This window comes from Kitasatospora sp. HUAS MG31 (genome assembly GCF_040571325.1).
Taxonomy (GTDB): domain Bacteria; phylum Actinomycetota; class Actinomycetes; order Streptomycetales; family Streptomycetaceae; genus Kitasatospora; species Kitasatospora camelliae.
Genome location: NZ_CP159872.1, coordinates 6,774,524 through 6,791,210, shown reverse-complemented (window position 1 = coordinate 6,791,210; position 16,687 = coordinate 6,774,524). Strand labels below are relative to the sequence as shown.

Genomic DNA, 16,687 nt, shown 5'->3' with positions numbered 1-16,687 from the left:
AGACCGGACCGTGACCAGGAACCGTAGGCGCGCCGCTGGTTGGGGCTGGAAACGCAGGTCAGAGCGTTGAGGCGGCCGGATGTCAGCGCGTGATGGTGGGGGTGCGGGCCCGACGTGACGCGATGCGCCTGGTCTGGCTGGAGGGTCACAGGCATAGGCGCTGACCTGCGGCGGGCCCGTGCTGCTGTGTGCGCTGCGGGCGTGTGGCTGCCGACTGGCGCCGGGACTTCAGGCGGCCTGCGATGCGGGTGGGTCTGTTGTTCCTGGTGTCGGAGCCACCACTTTTAGCGGCGCGCGGAGTGGCTTCCCGGCCACGCGCGGCCCGTGCCGCGGACTCTCCATCCGGAGGCACCATGACCCGCACCGGCCCGCAGAGGATCCCGGGCGCCAGCTTCGACCTGTACTTCGGGGACGGCCGGTACAGCGGCTCCGACATGGAGGTCAACTGCGTAGCCGTCCACACGACGGAGGGCGCCACGCTGGTCGACTACGACGACGGCGCGGTAGCGCCGACCGTCACCCTCGTCCCGGACTTCCGTGCCCAGCGGCTGGTCACCTACCAGCACTACGACGTGGACGAGAGTGCGCGCGCCCTGGTCAACGCCCCGGGCGGAGTGCAGACCAACACCGCGAACGTCTTCCAGATCGAGCTGGTGGGCACCTGCGACCCGGACACCCACGCCAAGTGGGCACGCGCCGGCATCCAGCACATCTACTGGCCCGCGCCCCCGGACTGGGCCGTGCGCGACCTCGCGTGGCTCGCCCGCTGGCTGCACGACAACCACAACATCCCGCTGACCAGCGGCCTGACCTTCAAGCCGTACCCCGCCAGCTACGGCGCCAACAACGGCGTCCGCCTCTCCTTCGCCGAGTGGGGCCGTTTCACCGGCTGGCTGGGGCATCAGCACGCACCCGAGAACCTGCACGGCGACCCGGGCGCCCTGCCCATGGAACACATCCTCGCCGTCGCCCGCGGCGAGCAGACCACGTCCGAGGAGGACGACATGACCCCCGACCAGATCGCCGGCGCCCCGCTCCCGTACTGGGGCCCGGACGGGCAGCTCGCCGGCACCGCGACCCTCGGCGAATACTTCGGCGGCCTCGACCTCGCCGCCCGCGCCACCAAGGCCACCCTCGCCGCGATCCAGGGCCAGCTCGCCGCGCAGGCCGCCACGCTGAGGCTCATCCTCGACCAGCACAACAACGTCGACACCGCCGCCGTCCTCGCGGCCATCCAGGCCATCAGCGACGACGCCGCGAAGGCCGTCCAGCAGGCCCTCGCCGCGGGCGTCAACGTCCACATCGACGTGGCGCAGACCCCGCACACCGCCTAAGCACTCACCGACCCACCGAGAAAGGCCACCACCACATGAAGATCTGGGGCAGGGAACCCGCCCTCTGGCTCGCCCTCATCGCCGTCCTCGTCAAGCTCGGCGCCGCGTTCGGCCTCCACGTCACCCCCGACCAGCAGGCCGCCATCAACGCCGTCGCCGCCGCCGCGGCCGGCCTCATCGTCGCCTACCTCGCCCACGAAGGCGGCATCGCCGCGGCCGCCCTCGGCCTGATCCAGGCCGCCGCCTCACTCGCCGTCGGCTTCGGCCTCGACTGGAGCGCCGACCAGCAGGCCGTCGTCATGAGCGCCGCCGCCGCCATCGCCGCCATGTGGACCCGCACCCAGGTCACGCCGCCCGTCCCCGCGGCCGACGTCCGGCGCGAGTAGGCGACACCACCAAGCAGTGACCCACAACCGCCGCTTACCGAACGGGGCGCCCCGTGCTTGAAGTCACCGCAGTCGGCGCCCTCCAAGGAGGCGCCGCAGGGCTCGTCGCCCTCATCGTCCTCCTGATCCTCAGAGGCAACCTCGTCCCGCGCTCCGTCCTCGACGACGTCAGGGCGGACCGGGACGCCAGGCTCGCCGAACTCGCAGCCGAGCGCGACACCTGGCGCGAGGCCCACAAGGTGTCAGAGGAGGCCCGCCACGTGGCACAGGACCAAGCCGGCGAGCTCCTGGAGCTGTCCCGCACCGCGGACTACTTCCTCCGCTCACTCCCCCGGGCAGGGGAGGTGACCAATGGCCCTGACACCAAGGTGGATGAGACGCCTGCTCTGCCGGCGCCGTAGCGGCGTTTCCCTGGTCCGCCGCACTTCGCGCCCGACGCCGGGTCAGCGGGACGCCACGCAGGCCCTGTACCGGGCCACCTGCGCCCGCGATGAGGCACAACGCCAGACCAGGGAGGTAGAGGCGACAGCTGCACGGCTTCGCGCAGTCCGAGAAGCCAACCACTTCGCGGAGCTGTTCAGGAGCAGCATGGAGGGATACCGATGATCAACGACATGGACTGTGCGCAGCTCGCCAACTTCGGCGCATCCGGCCTCGTCACCCTCACCTCCGCCGTCGCCGTTGCCACCTACCACCGGCTCGCCCCCTGGCGCAGCACCCGCTACGGCCGGCACGTCATGACCGTCACCGCCGCCGTAGGAGCACTCGGCCTGTACACCGTGCTCATCACCCTGTGGCCCACCGGAGTTACCGCCACGATCCTCCGCGGGATCCGCACCGGCCTACTTCTCCTGCTGGCCGTCATGATGATCCAGCGCACGCGGATGTTCATCGACGCCCAGCACCGGCCGCCACGCGACGAGCAGCCCAAGTAGCAGCGAAGGCCCCCGCCCCAGGTGGGGGCCTTCACACTGCTACGGCCGCTAGGCTCCCGGCATGCCCGCGATCCGTGCCGTCGTGTTCGACATCGGCGAGACCCTCACCAGCGACACCCGCTACTGGGCGGACTGGGCCCGCTGGTTGGGAGTCCCGCCGCACACCATGTCCGCGCTCGTCGGAGCGGTCCTCTCTCAGGGCCGCGACAACGCGGACGCCATCCGGATCATCCGCCCCGGCATCGACGTCGCCGCCGAATGGCGCGCCCGGCGGGCCGTCGGCGCCGATGACGCCCTGGACGAGTCCGACCTCTACCCGGACGTCCGCCCAGCCCTCCAGCAACTGCGGGACGCCGGGCTGTGGGTGGGCATCGCCGGCAACCAGAACCCCAAAGTCGGCGCGCTCCTCCATTGCCTCCACCTGCCCGCCGACGACATCGCCACGTCTGGCGGATGGGGCATCGCCAAACCTGCCGCCGGCTTCTTCCGGCACGTCATCAGCTGGGCGCCCGGCCAACCGAACGAGATCCTCTACGTCGGCGACCACCCCGCCAACGACATCACCCCCGCCCACGCGGCAGGCCTCCGCACCGCACACATCCGCCGCGGCCCCATCGGGCTGACCACCTCGGCACCCGACGCCGACTACACCGTCAACACGCTCACCGAACTCGCCGACATCCTCACCGCCGCCCGCTGACCTCAACTACCGTTCCCCACGTGCCAACCACCACCGCCGCAGCTCTCGGCGCCCGCATCGAAACCGCCCGCCTCGCCGCCGGACTCACCCGCCGCCGCGTCGAGGACCTCTCCGGCGTCTCCTACGGCATGATCCGGCACATCGAAGCCGGCAACCGCTGGCCCAGCGACAGCATCCTCCACGCCCTCGCTCACGCCATCGGCACCACACCCGAGGCCCTCCTCGACGGGCCGGGCCGCACGGACAGCCGCGTCCACAGCGCCATCCCCGGCATCCGCCAGATCATCGCCACCTACGACCTCCCCGACGACGGCCCCATCCGGCCCCTCAATCAGGTCGCCCAGGACGTCGCCGCCGCGACCCGGCAGCGCGTCGACTCCCAGTACGGGCAGCTCGCCGAAGGTGTTGCCTGCCTCCTTGCCGAGCTGTTTCGCGCCGTCGACCAAGGCCCCGACCGCGAAAGGGCCGCCCACCTCCTCGCCCTCGCCGTCCGCTCCGCCGACGCCATCGCCTACAAGTACGGCTACCACGACCTGTCCGGGCGCCTCGTCGAGATCATGCGCTGGGCCACCAACCAGACCGGCGACACCGCGCTAGCCGCGGCCACCGCCTACGTCCGCACCGAGACGTACCTCGCCAGCGGCCACCTCGCCGCCGGCCTGAAGTCCCTGCAGCGGGCCGCCGACCAGATCAGCAGCCCGCGCGGCGAACGCGCCACCGCCGCGGCCGGCGCCCTCCACATGCGCGCCGCCGTAGTCGCTGGCCGGATGCGCGACGCCGGCGCAGCTCGCGAGCACCTCGCCGCCGCAACCCGGTACGCGACCGCGGTCCGGGAGCAGCTGTACGACGGCACCGCAGTGGGCCCGGACTCGTTGGAGATCCACCGCCTCGCCGTCGCCGTCGAACTCGGCGAGCCCGCCGATCTCACGGAGGCGGTCGCCGCCGCGACCCGCTGGGTCCCTCCTCGCAGTCTCCCGGCCGAGCGGCGGTCCCACTACTACATCGACCTCGGACGGGCCCAGATGGCGCTCGGGAGGCCGCAGCACGCCCGCGAGTCCATGCAAGTCGCCCGGCAGATCGCCCCCCAGCACGTGCGCGAGCACGGCCAAGTCCGCACCGAGCTGGCCACCATGGTCCGCCTCGACCGCGGCCGGGATCCTCAGCTGCTGGCGTTCGCCCGTTGGGCCAAGGCCATCTGACGATGTGTCCCACACTGGGACACTTCCCGGGCTTCCGGCGGGGGATCGTGTTCGTGTGACAGCGAACCACACCCCTAGCACCAGCGACATCAGCCCCGCCAGACTCCACGCCGAGGCCTGCATCGACTGCGGAACACCCGAACCGCCCCTCCACCCCGCCGGCACCCTCAGCGTCCCCGACGGCGACCTCGTCCGGGACTACGACACCGTCAAGTGCACCGCCTGCCTGACGGGCCAGCGATGACCGCGCTTGGGCCCGTCACCGTGTCCATCGACGGCCTCGCCGACCCCACCACGCACCCGGGCCTGCAAGACGGCCTCGCAGCGCTCTGGGCGGCCGCCAACGAAGCCCCCATCTGGATCCCCTCCTACCAGGGCACCCGCGACGTGCTCACGTCCCGGGAGTGGCGCTACCGGATCGCCGAGCGCCTGCGGCAGGACGGCCGCTGGCAGGCCCCGCTGATCCTCTCGCCGGGCACCGAGCGGCGGATGATGCGGATTCGGGCTGCCGACCCCTGTGAGCGGCTATCGGAGTCGCAGTCTCCACCGGTCGGTGGGTAAGACTAGGTCCGCTGTCTCGACGGCCCGGCCGTCCACACCAAACCTGGTGCGCGTCACACGCCAGGTAGGAACTCCCGCTACCAGGCCCAGCTGATCGGCCTCGTCTAACCGCAGGTGGTCCAGCGCCGCCTCTGCCTCGCACCTCTCCCACCCGCGAGGTCGGGCGCCTGCCCACCAGGCGGTGACGAGATGGCTGGGCCGGTAGTCGGGATCCAGGCACTCGGTGCGACGCCACGACAGGCGTGTGCCGGCCGGGACACCGAGCCGCTCCGCCAGGTCCGAGGTGGCTCGGCAGGAGCCTGTCGCGCCGTCTCCGGTGGGATACGGCCACTCAGCGTCCGGGTCGAGGAGCGTGCGCACAGCAGGAGCATGCGCCACGAAGAGCCTCGCGCGGGCGGATCCGTCGAGCTCGCCGGTGCGTCGCAGGCTTGCCATGGCGCGCCGGACGGACGCAGGGCTGATGGCGAGCTCCCGGGCAAGTTCGGTCCGGGACGGGATCTGGTGGCCCGGGGGCCAGTCGCCGCGGGCGATGCGTCGGCGGATCTCCGCGATGACGCGCTCGTACGGCGCGGGCGGCATGTGTATCCCTGCTGGTACCCGGGGGTGCGTGTAGCGCCACAGTAGGGATCGCCTATCTTCTGGGTTAGCCCAGGTCCCGGGTAGGGCAATACCGATCCGATGATCATTCGTTGGACAAGTCGCTAGGCATGCGACCTACCGATATGGGAACATCCGTTCGAACGTTCGGGCAGTGGCGCCCCTCACCACTAGAGGCGCCACCTGCCCACACGCGGACCGGACCCCACCCGGGACGAAGCACGACAGGAGAACCGTGAGTCACACCAGCGGCCGACCACCCTCGCCGGCCGACCACATGCGAATCCAGATGGCGCGAGCACGACTGATCGAAGCGCGGAACATGCGGATCGAGAACACCCCGCCCGCGTCGCTCATCCTCACCATCGAGCGCCTGGAGAGCGTAGTCGAGGATCTACTCCACCTCGTGGATAAGTGCTGGTCAGCGTGCCCGGCTACGCATCCAAGCCCCGATAGTCATTCGGAACCGTAGTAGTGGAAGAAGGGCAGGACGGCCAGGATCCGCTCGCCCGGCGCGGTGCTGTGCACGGCGCCGGTCTGGACGAGGTTGGTGGCGATGCTGCGGTGGGTGAGCATCACGCCCTTGGGGAGGCCGGTGGTGCCGCTGGAGTACGGCAGCACCGCCACGTCGGTGCCGGGGTCGATCCGCGGCAGCGGCTCCGGGGCGGTGGAGGCCCGCAGGTCGGCCAGCGAGCGGTGGCCGGGCGCCTCGTCGCAGACGAAGGTCTCCGTGATCGGGCTGCCCTCGGCGGCGAGGACGGCGGCCGCCTCGGTGGCGACGGGCAGGAACGCGGAAATGGTGATGATCCAGCGGGCGCGGGAGTCGCGGAGCTGGGTGGCGAGTTCGCCGGCCGTGGCCAGGGAGCTGACCGTGGTCACGGTGGCGCCGGCGCGGGTCGCACCGAAGAAGGCGGAGGGGTAGGCGATGGTGTTGGGGCTGTACAGCGCGACCACGTCGCCCTTGCGGACGCCCGCCTCGGCCAGGCCGGCGGCGATCCGGCGGCCGGCGGCGTCCAGTTCGGCGTAGCTGACCGAGCGGCCGGTGATCCCGTCGACCAGGGCGGCCTGCCCGGCGAACGCGGCCGAGCCGCCGAGGACGGCCTCGTGGATCGGGAGGTCGAGCGGGGCGATGTCGGGGTAGTCGCTGCGGAACACCATACGGGCCTCCAGCCGGGGTGGGCGGTGAACTCATCACAGCCTGGCGGCAGTTCCGTCCGCAGGACAGAGGGCGTGAGCTGGGAATGTTCCGGCGCCCCCTCGGGACCGCCCCGAGGGGGACCTCGCCTGCCCTCGCGGTCAGCTGGGGTGGTACCAGACGGCGAACCGGGGATACGGGTGGCTGCCCGGGCGGCCGTCGAGCTCGCGGACGGCGTCGCGGATCTCCTCCAGCACGGAGACCGGGAGTTCGAGGGGCGGCTCGTCGGGCTGGTAGGTGGTGCCGATCGGGTAGTCGCGGCCGGGGGTGGTGCTCATCTCGATGTGGCAGCCGAGGACGTGGGTGACCGGCCGGTCGGCGGCGAACCGCACCAGCCGCTCGATGCTGTCGGCGAAGGCGGGCCAGTCGGCGACGTACAGGCGGCCCGGGTAGACGGTGTCGCCGGTGAGCAGGAAGCCGGAGTGCGGGTCGTAGTAGGTGACCGCGGCGGCGTGGTGGCCGGGGGTGGCCAGGCATTCCAGGACGCGGCCGCCGAGGTCGAGCCGGGCCACCTGGCCGGGGTCGCCGGTGAGGCCGAGGAACGCGCGGACGGACGCCTGGTCCGGCGCGACCACCTCGGTCGCCGGCCGGTCGGCGAACTGGCCGTCGCCCGCCACGTGGTCGCCGTGCCCGTGGGAGTGCAGGACCAGCAGCCGGTAGTCCTCCCGGGGGTGGTCGGCGAGCCACCGGTCGACCAGCTCGTCCACGGTGCGGCGCAGCGGGAAGTACGCGGCCTCCGGGGTCGCCCCCGTGTCGATCAGCACGGCACGCTCGTTGCCGAACAGCAGGTAGAGGAACGGCGCCTCGTAGTGGACCGCCTTGTTCTGCCGCAGCACGTAGGTGTGCTCGTCGCGGGCGTGGACCTGGATGTCCGGGTCGGTGTTGTGCTTCGAGGAGGTCGAGCCGTGGATCCAACGGACGTCCAGCGGACGCGGATCGGGCTTCTCCGTGGTGAACGTGATGTCGGTGTCGGTGTCCATAGGCGGCCAGACCTATCACAGCGGCCGGGCGGGGCGGGACGGAATCACCGCCGCCCGGCTCAAGGTCGACAGGGCGTCATGCCGACATGGCGGTGAACCGACTGAGGTACGTGACGACTGAGGTACGTGACCACTGAGCGATGGGACGACCGGGGTACGTGACGACCGAGGCACAGAGCGCTGAAGGCGCAGGACGACAAGGACGGACGACCGTGGCCCACCCTTCCCCCGCCGCACCCACCGCTACGGGCGTCCGGGGGCTGCCCGGTGCGCTGGTCGTGCTGACCGTGGTCAGCGGGCTGCTCGACGCGGTCGGCTACCTGGGGCTGGGGCACGTCTTCGCCGCCAACATGACCGGGAACGTGGTGGTCGTCGGGTTCGCGGCGGTCGGCACCCCGGGGTTCTCGCTCGGCGCGCCGGTGGTGTCGGTGGGCGCCTTCCTCGCCGGCGCAGTGGGCGCGGGCCGGGCGGCCGGGCTGCTGGGCCGGCTGTCCCGGACGGTGTGGGTGCGCGGCGTGCTGGCCGCCGAGGCGGTGCTGCTGGCGGCGGCGACGGCCGTCGCGTCCACGGTGCCGGCCGGGACGGCGACGCTGGTGCTGGTCGCCCTGCTCGCCGTGGCGATGGGTCTGCGCAACGGCGCGGTCCGGAGCCTGGGGGTCCCCGACGTCACCACCACGGTGCTGACCGGGACGCTGACCGCCTTGGCCGCGGAGTCCACCCTGGCGGGCGGCGGCAACCCGCGGTGGGGTCGCCGGGTGGTCGCGGTGGCCGCGATGCTGGCGGGCGCCGCGGCGGGGGCGGCCCTGGTGGACGACCACGGGCCCGGCCTGCCGCTGCTGCTCGCCACCCTTCTGGTCACCGGCGCGACCCTGGCCGTCCGGCCCGAGGCGTGAGGTGTGACGCGCGAGGAGCGCCGGTTGCGCAGCGGTCCCGCTCACCGCTCGCGCCTGCGGGGGCGCCGACGCCCGAGCCGGCGGGGCGCAGCCTCGAACGACCCCCGCGCCGGTGCCCTCCGGCGGCGAGCCGCTGCGCCGCCGGGCGGCGACGGTGGTCCGGGCGTAGCCGTCACCCGAGGGCAGCAGGTCGTAGTACGCGCTGCGGGACCGGACCCGGGCGCCGGACTTGGGCGCCATCACCTCGACCGCGCCCTCCAGCACCTTCTTGACCAGCAGGTCGAACTCGGCTTCCAGCGCCGGATCGGGCAGCGCGCCCGGCGACGGCGCGAGCGCCCGGTACCGGGCGGCCTGGGCCTTCGCCCTCGCGCCGAGCGCCGGGAGGATCTCCTCGTAGAGCTTGCCGAGCTCGGCCTCCGCCTTGATCGCGCGGGCCTTGGCCCTCGCCCTGGCCCGCTCGGCGAGGTGGTTCTCCACGAAGGTGCCGAGCACGGCGACCACGGTCAGTGTGACGCCGATCAGGTGGATCGAGCTCTTGTCGTCGTCCTTCCCGAACCCCTCACCGTAGGTGCCGACGGCCACCACGCCCGCACCGGCCACGGCGGATATCGAGAAGAAGAAGATCGTCTTGCGCCAGTACGTCCACCCCGCGCGTCGTTCCCTTCCCCCTCGCGTCGGCGGGCCACCGGCGGCACTGGCCCACCGTCAGGCGACCCGCACCCCTCGCCTCCCCATCCGGACCTCCGCTGACACCTGGCGGGCGGCGCGGGCGGCGCGGGCGGCGCGAGGGGCGGCCGGTGCGGCGCTGGGCCGGGTGGTGGATCGGGGGCCGCCGGGCCCGTCCTGCTGCGGCGGGGCACCGGGCGGGCGCCGTAGCGTCCGGGGTGGGCCGGCGGCTCGCGAGGCGGGCTTGATCCGAAAGTGATTGAACTCTAAACTACTTCCACGAACACCCGCGTGGAACCGCGAACCGGAGGACCCCCATGAGCACCCGTGTGACGGACCGGCAGGACGAGTCCCGCTTCGAGATCTTCGACGGCGAGCAGCCGGCCGGCTTCGCCGAGTACTACCGGTCGGAGGGCGAGATCGCCTTCCTCCACACCGAGATCGACCCGGCGTTCGGCGGCCGCGGCCTGGGTGCCGCGCTCATCGAGGCGGCGCTCGGCGCGGCCCGCGAGGAGGGGCTGGCGGTCCTGCCGTACTGCCCGTTCGTCCGCGGCTGGCTGCTCAAGCACCCCGACCAGGTCGATCTGGTGCCGGCCGACCAGCGCGCCAAGTTCGGCCTGTAGTCCGGACCCGAGGGGGAGGAAGAACCATGGAGAACAGCGTGGAGAACGCAGTGGACACTGCCGTGGAGCCCATCGTGACCACCGGCGTACCGGCCGCCGCGGACCCGTACGTCCGCTCGGCGGCAGCGGTGGTGACCAGCACCGGCGAGGACCACCGCGTCGACATCCGCTCCGGCCACCACCGGCTCGCCGCGGACGAGCCCGAGTCGGCCGGCGGCCGGGACACCGCCACCACGCCCGTCGGCCTGCTGCTGTCGGCCGTCGGCTCCTGCACCGCGATCACCCTGCGGATGTACGCCGGGCGCAAGGGCTGGCCGCTCGACACCGTACGGGTGCACCTGGGCTACGAGAAGGGGCCCGACTCGGCCGTCCGGATCACCCGCCGCATCGACCTGACCGGGGAGCTGGACGCGACCCAGCGCGCCCGACTGCTGGAGATCGCCGACCGGACGCCGGTCACCCGGGCCGTCAGCCAGGGCACCCCGATCGTCGCCCAGCCGGACCGCCACCACCCCGCCGACGCCACGACCCGCGCCGTGGCCGACCACGCGGCCGACCGCACGCCCGACAGCACGGCCGCCGGCACGCCCGACGACGCGAAGGAGACCGGCCGCCATGAGTGACCTCGACCTGCGCCCCTCCCCCACCCACTGCGGCGGCCACCGCGCCGAGGGCCCGGTGCGCGACCTGCTGCCGCCGAAGCCGACCGCCCTGGGCGGCTCCACGGTGGTGCGGCGGCTGCTGCCGAACCTGGGCCGGCGGATGGTCGGCGCCTGGTGCTTCGTCGACCACTACGGCCCGGACGACATCGCCGACGAGCCCGGCATGCAGGTCCCGCCCCACCCCCACATGGGCCTGCAGACCGTCAGCTGGCTGCACGAGGGTGAGATCCTCCACCGCGACAGCCTCGGCAGTCTGCAGACCGTCCGCCCCCGCGAACTCGGTCTGATGACCTCCGGCCACGCCATCAGCCACTCCGAGGAGACCCCCCGGGCCCACTCCCCCCTCCTCCACGGCGCCCAGCTCTGGGTCGCCCTGCCGGACGCCCACCGGCACACGGCGCCCGCCTTCGAGCACCACGCCGAGCTGCCGACCGTCACCGCCCCCGGACTGACCGCCACCGTCATCCTCGGCACCCTCGACCACGCCACCTCTCCCGGCACGATCCACTCCCCGCTCGTCGGCGCCGACCTCACCCTCCGCGAAGGCACCCACCAACGCCTCCCACTCGAAGGCGACTTCGAGTACGCCGTGCTCACCATGAGCGGCCTGAGCGAGGTCGACGGGGTCCGCCTCGAACCCGGCTCGATGCTCTACCTCGGCTGCGGCCGCACCGAACTGCCGATCCGCGCGATCACCGACGCCTCCCTGCTGCTCATCGGCGGCACGCCGTTCGAGGAGGAGCTGGTGATGTGGTGGAACTTCATCGGCCGCACCGGCGAGGAGATCTCCCAGGCCCGCCGGGACTGGATGACCGGCACCCGCTTCGGCGAGGTCCACGGCTACGACGGCACCCGCCTCGACGCCCCACAGCTCCCGCCCGTCCCACTGAAGGCGCGCGGCCGGGTGCGCTGAGCCGCGGCGCCACGCGGAGCCGCACGGGCGCAGGGCCTCGGGCCGACCGGAGGGTGAGGGGCGTGACCGTGGTCGTGTGGATCGCCGAGGGCACCCGGCCCGCCTGCGTGGACGCCGCCGACGCCCACACCTCGCCGGACGCGGCCCCCGCTGCCCGGTGCTGCTGGTGTGACCCGGCCGGGACGGGGACGCGGCTGCGGATGCGGTGCGGATGCGGTGGCGCTCAGCGTTCGCCCGCCTCCGGGCGACCGCGACGGCCGCGACCGGACCAGAGCGGTTCGACGAGTTCCCAGTCCGGCTCCCAGGCGCGCTCGGCCCGGCGGTCGAGGATCCGGCGACGGACGGCGCAGCCGGAGGCGATGGCCGCGCTCCCGAGGACGAGGGTGCCGAGGCCGTACCCGGTGGCGAACAGTGCCGTCTCGGCGGTGGAGCGCGGGCTCTCGGCGGGTGCGCCCTGGTCGTCGATCCACAACGGGACCTGCTCGCCGACCGCGGTGCCGGCCGGCGCCTCGATGCTGCCGCTCCGCGTGACGCCCTGCGGGTCCGTCCAGACGGCCTGGGCGTGCGCCGCCAGCGAGGCCGGGCCGGGGTCCTCCGCGGCGGTGGAGGTGGCCGTGGCCGTGACCCGGTGGCGGTGCTGGGCGGCCTCCCGCGCCTCGGTCCGCAGCGTGGCGAGCGAGGCCAGGGCGACCACCACGGCGAGCGCCACCACCAGGAGCAGCGCCAGCAGGGCGGAGAGGAGGAGCCGGCTGCGTGCGCGGTCCACCGGTCGGCAGAGCGGGCACCCGTCCCGTCCGACCGCTCGCCGCAGATGGCGGGCGAGGGGGGTGCGGGTGGCCCGCGGCGGGTGCGAGGCGGATGCGGCTGGCATGACGCGCCTCCTCTGGACCGTGTTTCGGTTGCCGGACGGCGCCGTCGGCGCCGGGCCGCGAGCGGTGGCTCGCCCGGCCCGACGACCGGCGGTGAATCCAGGATCGACCCCTGCGGCGCACTGGTCCAGGGCCACACGTCTACCGGGGGTGGGCGGAACGTCCCTGGTGCCGGGAGGTGGTCCGGGCGGTCACGGAGCGGGGTCGCGGAGCGGCGTTGCGGTCCGGGTGCGGTGGGGGTTCGGTTCAGTGGTCCCGACGAACCGGAGCGGTGAGGTCACTCGAACCGTCGGTCCCGCAGACCGCCGTTTCCTCCGCCGGCCCGCTGTCGCGGGCGATCCGGCCGAGCAGGTCGCGCAGCGCGCGGCGGTCGGCGGGGTCGAGTGCGGCGAGCAGGCCGTCCTCCGCCGCGCGGACCCGGCGCCGCAGGGTGTGGAGGGTGTCGACGCCGAGCGCGGTGGCGAGGATCCGGCGCCGGCGGCGGTCGGCCGGGTCGGGTCGGCGCTCGACCAGCCCCGCCGCCTCCAGGTCGTCGATCAGGTAGGTCATCACCGTGCGGTCGATCCGCAGGTAGCCGGCCAGGGCGTGCTGGTTGGGCTCGGCGCCGTGGACGACGGCCGCCAGCGTCTGGTAGCCGCGGGCGCCCTGCGGCAGGTCCGCGAGGACCGCCGAGACGGCCGTCCGGTACGCGTGGGCCACGGCCATCAGCGCGAACCCGAAGTCGCCGGTCAGGTCGGCGCACCCGGCCCCCGGCGCGGCGGGCGTCGGGGCAACGGGCTCCGATACGGCGGGCGTCGGCGCAACGGGCTCCGACACCGCGCGCGCCGGGCCGCTTGTAGCGGAAACGCCCATACCGGTCATATCCGGAATGGTACTCGCAGGCCGGTTGTTGAACCGATCGTCTGCTCGGCAGACCATCTGCCGGACAGCACGGTCAGCCACCCGCGGTGCCGCCGGTTCCCCCGGACGCCGCGGACGAGGAACGCCAGGAAAGCCAGGCCCGCCATGCTGAAGATCGGCATTCTCCTCGGCAGCACCCGCCCCAACCGGCTCGGCGAGCAGGTCGCCGCCTGGGTGCTGGACATCGCTTCGCGCCGCGGCGACGCGGAGTTCGAACTGCTCGACCTGCGCGACCACCCGCTGCCGCACCTCGACGAGCCGCTGCCGCCGTCGCTCGGCCGCTACCAGCAGGACCACACCCGGCGCTGGGCGGAGACCATCGCCGCCTTCGACGGGTTCGTCGTCGTGACGCCCGAGTACAACCACGGCGTCCCCGGCGTCCTGAAGAACGCACTCGACTTCCTGTACGCCGAGTGGAACAACAAGGCCGTCGGGTACGTGTCCTACGGCGGGGCGGGCGGCGTCCGCTCGGTGGAGCAACTGCGGCTGGTGGCCGGCGAGCTGCAGATGGCGGACGTCCGGCAGCAGGTCACGCTGTCCCTGGTCACCGACTTCGAGGACTACCGGCGGTTCCGGCCCGGCGCCTACCACCTGCCCGCGCTGAACACCCTGCTCGACCAGGTCGTCGCCTGGAGCACCGTGCTCGCCCCACTGCGCACCGTCCCGGCCTTCCCGGACGCGCCGGCCGTAGCGGCCTGAGACGCGGCGCCGCCCGCCCGTGCACCGTCCCGGCTCGACACCTCCGGGCGGTGACCGCAGACTCCACAGAGGAGATCCCGTGGCAGCCGCGGGTCCGGCGGGGCCGCACCCGGGGGCCGGCCGCCGACGGCCGCGGGCTCCTCGCCGGGAGGCGAGCGGGGCACGAGGCCCGCCCCGACCCACCACCGCAGGAAGGCTCCCACCATGGCGATCACCCTGACCACCGACCGACTCCTGATCCGGGAGTGGACCGTGGACGACGCCGAGGACGCGCTGGCCATCTACGGTTCCGCCGACGTCGCCCACTGGCTCACGCCCGTGATGGAGCGCGTCACCGACGCCGCGGCCATGCGCTCGGTCCTGCACGCCTGGCAGGAGTCCCAGCCCAACCTCCCGGTCCCGCGCGGGCGGTGGGCCGTTCAGCGGCGGGACGACGGCACGGTGGTCGGCGGCCTGGGCATCCGGCTGCTGCCCCCGTACCAGGACGACCTGGAGATCAACTGGCAGCTGGCACCCGGCGCCTGGGGCCAGGGGTACGCCACCGAGGCCGGTCTGGCGCTGATCCGGTGGGCGTTCACCCAGGACGTGGAGGAGCTGTTCGCGGTGGCCCGGCCGAAGAACGTCCGCGCCATCGCCATGGCCAAACGGCTGGGGATGCAGTGGGTCGGCGAGACCACCAAGTACTACGACCTCAACCTGCAGGTGTACCGGATCCGCCCGAGCGACCTGCCCGAGGAACGCTGACCCGGCCGTCCGGCCGAGGAATCCGCCGTCCGGGTGAACCGGGTTCCGGCCACCGGGGCGGACACTGGACGTGGAACCCGCCGCACCCCCGGAGGCCACCGTGGACCAGGGCTCACCAGCGGACAAGGAACAGGCCGCGATGCGGACGGCGGGCGAACGCCTGCACCGGCGGTTCGACGACGCGGTCGGGGCCGGCGAGGTGGACCGGGTGCTGGACGAGGCGTTCCACCGCTTCGACGGCAGCCGCATCCGCGCCTTCATCCCCATCCTGGCCGAGCGCATCGCCACCGACATCCTCCGCACCACCCCGGCCCGCGAACTCGCCGACAACCCCACCGCCGGCCTGGCCGACCAGGTCTGAGCCGCCCACCCGGACGGGCCACAACCCGTACGACCGCAACGCACAGCCCCATGCACCCGCAGCCCCGGCCCACGGCCAGCCCCTCCCGTGAGGCGCCGTTCGCTCCTGTCTACTCCGCCCGGCGCGCCTGGTTGGCCTCCTGGAGGACGGCCCGGGCGTCCGCCACCGGGCCGACGTGGGCGAGCTTGTCGGGGTTGCTGATCGAGCGGATGGTCTGGATCCGTCCGCCCAGCACGTCGAGCACCCAGGCGGTGAGCACCCGCCCGTCCCGGTCGCGCAGCACCGCACCCGGCTGCCCGTTGATCCGCCGCGCCTCCACCACCACGCCGATCCGCCGGAACGGCGGCGCGATGGCCGCGAGCAGCCGGGCCACCTTGTCCGCCCCGACGATCGCCCGGGGCAGCTGCGGTGCCTTGCCTCCGCCGTCGCCGACCAGCTGGACGTCCGCCGCCAGCAGGTCCCGGAGCGAGTCGACGTCCCCCTCGCGGAAGGCGTCGAAGAACCGGTCGGCCAGCTGCTCGCGTTCCCTGCGGTCCGCCTCGAACCGGGGCCGCCCCTCGTCCATGTGCCGGCGGCCCGTGCCGCGAGCTGGCGGCACGCCGCCCCGGACCGTCCCACCGCCGACGCGATCTCCGGGTACTCGAACCCGAACACCTCCCGCAGCACGAAGACGGCACGCTCCAGCGGGCTGAGCCGCTCCAGCAGCAACAGCGCCGCCATCGACAGCGAGTCGGCCAGTTCCGCCGAGCGCTCCGGGTCCTCGTACGGGTCGGTCAGCAGGGGCTCGGGGAACCACGGCCCGACGTACTCCTCCCGCCGGACCCGGGCGGATCGCAGGACGTCGATCGAGATCCGGGTCACCGTCGCCGCGAGGTACGCCTTGGCGGAGGCGGGCCGCGTCGGCGTCGCCTCGTAGCGCAGCCACGCCTCCTGGACCGCGTCCTCGGCCTCGGCCACGCTGGCCAGGATCCGGTACGCGATCGAGAACAGCAGCGGTCGCAGGTCCTCGAACTCCTCCACCTTCGTCACGCCAGCCCCTCCTTGAAGCCCTGTCGCCACGACGGGTACCGCAGCTCCCAGCCGAGCTCGCGCTTGGCCTTGGCGTTGGAGAAGCCCCGCCCCTCGGTCATCATGATCACCGCCACTTCCCCGGCCAGCAGCCGGGCCAGCCAAACGGGCACCCGCACCGGCCGTTTCGCCCCCGCGCACGCGGCCAGGTACGGCAGCCACGCGGCGGCCGGCGCCGGTTCGTCGTCGACGATGTCGAACACGCCCACCGCCTTCTGCTCCACGGCGAGGGCGGTGGCGCCCGCCGCGTCGTCCAGGTGCACCCAGGAGCTGTGGCCGGCGCCGCTGCCGACGAGCGGGACCCCGGTCCCACCGGCTACGAACACCCGCATCACGATCACCGTCCCGCACTCGGAATCCGTCCCCGGAACAGGAGACGAGACAGCCCGCCCACCTGTGACA

At 73.3% G+C, this 16,687-nt stretch carries 21 protein-coding genes and 2 pseudogenes; 16 read left to right on the top strand and 7 right to left on the bottom strand.

Annotated features, from left to right (window positions below; translation table 11 throughout):
* Positions 1 to 353: 353 nt before the first annotated feature.
* From ABWK59_RS30325 to ABWK59_RS30290, 9 genes are all read left to right on the top strand, one after another.
* Positions 354 to 1,334: a hypothetical protein gene (locus ABWK59_RS30325; RefSeq protein ID WP_354643839.1), complete on the top strand. Its 981-nt coding sequence runs from the start codon at positions 354 to 356 to the stop codon at positions 1,332 to 1,334.
* A 35-nt stretch (positions 1,335 to 1,369) separates the two neighbouring features.
* Entirely contained in the window at positions 1,370 to 1,720 is a 351-nt protein-coding gene (locus ABWK59_RS30320) for a hypothetical protein (RefSeq protein ID WP_354643838.1), read from the top strand.
* A gap of 53 nt (positions 1,721 to 1,773) precedes the next feature.
* Positions 1,774 to 2,121, top strand: a complete 348-nt coding sequence (locus tag ABWK59_RS30315; protein WP_354643837.1) for a hypothetical protein — start codon at positions 1,774 to 1,776, stop codon at positions 2,119 to 2,121.
* Positions 2,072 to 2,326 (top strand): DUF7620 family protein, encoded by a 255-nt coding sequence (locus ABWK59_RS36650; protein WP_420492873.1) that lies wholly within the window; start codon positions 2,072 to 2,074, stop codon positions 2,324 to 2,326. Before ABWK59_RS30315 ends, ABWK59_RS36650 begins: the two co-directional genes overlap by 50 nt.
* Positions 2,323 to 2,655 carry a hypothetical protein gene (locus ABWK59_RS30310; RefSeq protein WP_354643836.1) on the top strand — a complete coding sequence of 111 codons (333 nt, stop codon included), beginning with the start codon at positions 2,323 to 2,325 and terminating at the stop codon, positions 2,653 to 2,655. Before ABWK59_RS36650 ends, ABWK59_RS30310 begins: the two co-directional genes overlap by 4 nt.
* Positions 2,656 to 2,716: 61 nt before the next feature.
* Positions 2,717 to 3,355, top strand: coding sequence for an HAD family hydrolase (locus tag ABWK59_RS30305; protein WP_354643835.1), 639 nt, complete (start codon positions 2,717 to 2,719; stop codon positions 3,353 to 3,355).
* 20 nt (positions 3,356 to 3,375) lie between these two features.
* The gene (locus tag ABWK59_RS30300) at positions 3,376 to 4,554 is read left to right on the top strand and encodes a helix-turn-helix transcriptional regulator (protein ID WP_354643834.1); all 1,179 of its coding nucleotides are present in this window, start codon (positions 3,376 to 3,378) and stop codon (positions 4,552 to 4,554) included.
* A 55-nt stretch (positions 4,555 to 4,609) separates the two neighbouring features.
* Positions 4,610 to 4,798: a hypothetical protein gene (locus ABWK59_RS30295; protein ID WP_354643833.1), complete on the top strand. Its 189-nt coding sequence runs from the start codon at positions 4,610 to 4,612 to the stop codon at positions 4,796 to 4,798.
* A complete protein-coding gene (locus ABWK59_RS30290) occupies positions 4,795 to 5,115 on the top strand; it encodes a hypothetical protein (protein WP_354643832.1) in 321 nt (106 codons plus the stop codon). Before ABWK59_RS30295 ends, ABWK59_RS30290 begins: the two co-directional genes overlap by 4 nt.
* Here the strand turns inward: ABWK59_RS30290 and ABWK59_RS30285 are convergent.
* The 3 genes and pseudogenes from ABWK59_RS30285 to ABWK59_RS30275 all read right to left on the bottom strand — a co-directional run bounded on the left by ABWK59_RS30285 (position 5,080) and on the right by ABWK59_RS30275 (position 7,887).
* Complete coding sequence (locus ABWK59_RS30285; RefSeq protein WP_354643831.1) at positions 5,080 to 5,694, bottom strand: GntR family transcriptional regulator; 615 nt, start codon at positions 5,692 to 5,694, stop codon at positions 5,080 to 5,082. The genes ABWK59_RS30290 and ABWK59_RS30285 overlap by 36 nt on opposite strands.
* A 483-nt stretch (positions 5,695 to 6,177) precedes the next feature.
* Positions 6,178 to 6,867, bottom strand: a pseudogene (locus tag ABWK59_RS30280) (AMP-binding protein); the annotation flags it as partial.
* A 141-nt stretch (positions 6,868 to 7,008) separates the two neighbouring features.
* Entirely contained in the window at positions 7,009 to 7,887 is an 879-nt protein-coding gene (locus ABWK59_RS30275; protein ID WP_354643830.1) for an MBL fold metallo-hydrolase, read from the bottom strand.
* A gap of 212 nt (positions 7,888 to 8,099) precedes the next feature.
* Here ABWK59_RS30275 and ABWK59_RS30270 point away from each other — a divergent pair, with 212 nt between their 5' ends.
* The 4 genes from ABWK59_RS30270 to ABWK59_RS30255 all read left to right on the top strand — a co-directional run bounded on the left by ABWK59_RS30270 (position 8,100) and on the right by ABWK59_RS30255 (position 11,644).
* Positions 8,100 to 8,780: a DUF1275 family protein gene (locus ABWK59_RS30270; protein WP_354643829.1), complete on the top strand. Its 681-nt coding sequence runs from the start codon at positions 8,100 to 8,102 to the stop codon at positions 8,778 to 8,780.
* A 983-nt stretch (positions 8,781 to 9,763) separates the two neighbouring features.
* Complete coding sequence (locus ABWK59_RS30265; protein WP_354643828.1) at positions 9,764 to 10,069, top strand: GNAT family N-acetyltransferase; 306 nt, start codon at positions 9,764 to 9,766, stop codon at positions 10,067 to 10,069.
* Positions 10,070 to 10,095: 26 nt separating this feature from the next.
* Positions 10,096 to 10,692 carry an OsmC family protein gene (locus ABWK59_RS30260; protein ID WP_354643827.1) on the top strand — a complete coding sequence of 199 codons (597 nt, stop codon included), beginning with the start codon at positions 10,096 to 10,098 and terminating at the stop codon, positions 10,690 to 10,692.
* Positions 10,685 to 11,644, top strand: coding sequence for a pirin family protein (locus tag ABWK59_RS30255; protein WP_354643826.1), 960 nt, complete (start codon positions 10,685 to 10,687; stop codon positions 11,642 to 11,644). Before ABWK59_RS30260 ends, ABWK59_RS30255 begins: the two co-directional genes overlap by 8 nt.
* Positions 11,645 to 11,867: 223 nt before the next feature.
* On the opposite strand, the gene ABWK59_RS30250 is transcribed toward ABWK59_RS30255, so the two are convergent.
* Both ABWK59_RS30250 and ABWK59_RS30245 read right to left on the bottom strand, forming a co-directional pair.
* Entirely contained in the window at positions 11,868 to 12,515 is a 648-nt protein-coding gene (locus ABWK59_RS30250) for a hypothetical protein (protein WP_354643825.1), read from the bottom strand.
* A 244-nt stretch (positions 12,516 to 12,759) separates the two neighbouring features.
* The gene (locus tag ABWK59_RS30245) at positions 12,760 to 13,218 is read right to left on the bottom strand and encodes a MarR family winged helix-turn-helix transcriptional regulator (protein WP_354643824.1); all 459 of its coding nucleotides are present in this window, start codon (positions 13,216 to 13,218) and stop codon (positions 12,760 to 12,762) included.
* 300 nt (positions 13,219 to 13,518) lie between these two features.
* Here ABWK59_RS30245 and ABWK59_RS30240 point away from each other — a divergent pair, with 300 nt between their 5' ends.
* The 3 genes from ABWK59_RS30240 to ABWK59_RS30230 all read left to right on the top strand — a co-directional run bounded on the left by ABWK59_RS30240 (position 13,519) and on the right by ABWK59_RS30230 (position 15,217).
* Positions 13,519 to 14,112 (top strand): NADPH-dependent FMN reductase, encoded by a 594-nt coding sequence (locus ABWK59_RS30240; protein ID WP_354643823.1) that lies wholly within the window; start codon positions 13,519 to 13,521, stop codon positions 14,110 to 14,112.
* Between the two features lie 204 nt (positions 14,113 to 14,316).
* A complete protein-coding gene (locus tag ABWK59_RS30235; protein ID WP_354643822.1) occupies positions 14,317 to 14,856 on the top strand; it encodes a GNAT family N-acetyltransferase in 540 nt (179 codons plus the stop codon).
* 70 nt (positions 14,857 to 14,926) lie between these two features.
* The gene (locus ABWK59_RS30230; RefSeq protein ID WP_354643821.1) at positions 14,927 to 15,217 is read left to right on the top strand and encodes a three-helix bundle dimerization domain-containing protein; all 291 of its coding nucleotides are present in this window, start codon (positions 14,927 to 14,929) and stop codon (positions 15,215 to 15,217) included.
* 109 nt (positions 15,218 to 15,326) lie between these two features.
* On the opposite strand, the pseudogene ABWK59_RS30225 reads toward ABWK59_RS30230, so the two are convergent.
* Positions 15,327 to 16,246: pseudogene (locus ABWK59_RS30225) on the bottom strand (RNA polymerase sigma-70 factor).
* On the bottom strand, positions 16,243 to 16,617 hold the full coding sequence (locus tag ABWK59_RS30220) for a hypothetical protein (RefSeq protein WP_354643820.1): 375 nt from the start codon (positions 16,615 to 16,617) through the stop codon (positions 16,243 to 16,245). Before ABWK59_RS30220 ends, ABWK59_RS30225 begins: the two are co-directional and overlap by 4 nt.
* Positions 16,618 to 16,687: the final 70 nt, after the last annotated feature.

Bases quoted from the DNA above. Each gene is read 5' to 3' on its own strand.
- ABWK59_RS30325 (WP_354643839.1), top strand. From the start codon at position 354: ATGACCCGCACCGGCCCGCAGAGGATCCCGGGCGCCAGCTTCGACCTG.
- ABWK59_RS30320 (WP_354643838.1), top strand. From the start codon at position 1,370: ATGAAGATCTGGGGCAGGGAACCCGCCCTCTGGCTCGCCCTCATCGCC.
- ABWK59_RS36650 (WP_420492873.1), top strand. From the start codon at position 2,072: ATGGCCCTGACACCAAGGTGGATGAGACGCCTGCTCTGCCGGCGCCGT.
- ABWK59_RS30310 (WP_354643836.1), top strand. From the start codon at position 2,323: ATGATCAACGACATGGACTGTGCGCAGCTCGCCAACTTCGGCGCATCC.
- ABWK59_RS30305 (WP_354643835.1), top strand. From the start codon at position 2,717: ATGCCCGCGATCCGTGCCGTCGTGTTCGACATCGGCGAGACCCTCACC.
- ABWK59_RS30290 (WP_354643832.1), top strand. From the start codon at position 4,795: ATGACCGCGCTTGGGCCCGTCACCGTGTCCATCGACGGCCTCGCCGAC.
- ABWK59_RS30285 (WP_354643831.1), bottom strand. From the start codon at position 5,694: ATGCCGCCCGCGCCGTACGAGCGCGTCATCGCGGAGATCCGCCGACGC.
- ABWK59_RS30275 (WP_354643830.1), bottom strand. From the start codon at position 7,887: ATGGACACCGACACCGACATCACGTTCACCACGGAGAAGCCCGATCCG.
- ABWK59_RS30265 (WP_354643828.1), top strand. From the start codon at position 9,764: ATGAGCACCCGTGTGACGGACCGGCAGGACGAGTCCCGCTTCGAGATC.
- ABWK59_RS30260 (WP_354643827.1), top strand. From the start codon at position 10,096: ATGGAGAACAGCGTGGAGAACGCAGTGGACACTGCCGTGGAGCCCATC.
- ABWK59_RS30255 (WP_354643826.1), top strand. From the start codon at position 10,685: ATGAGTGACCTCGACCTGCGCCCCTCCCCCACCCACTGCGGCGGCCAC.
- ABWK59_RS30250 (WP_354643825.1), bottom strand. From the start codon at position 12,515: ATGCCAGCCGCATCCGCCTCGCACCCGCCGCGGGCCACCCGCACCCCC.
- ABWK59_RS30245 (WP_354643824.1), bottom strand. From the start codon at position 13,218: ATGGCCGTGGCCCACGCGTACCGGACGGCCGTCTCGGCGGTCCTCGCG.
- ABWK59_RS30240 (WP_354643823.1), top strand. From the start codon at position 13,519: ATGCTGAAGATCGGCATTCTCCTCGGCAGCACCCGCCCCAACCGGCTC.
- ABWK59_RS30235 (WP_354643822.1), top strand. From the start codon at position 14,317: ATGGCGATCACCCTGACCACCGACCGACTCCTGATCCGGGAGTGGACC.
- ABWK59_RS30220 (WP_354643820.1), bottom strand. From the start codon at position 16,617: ATGCGGGTGTTCGTAGCCGGTGGGACCGGGGTCCCGCTCGTCGGCAGC.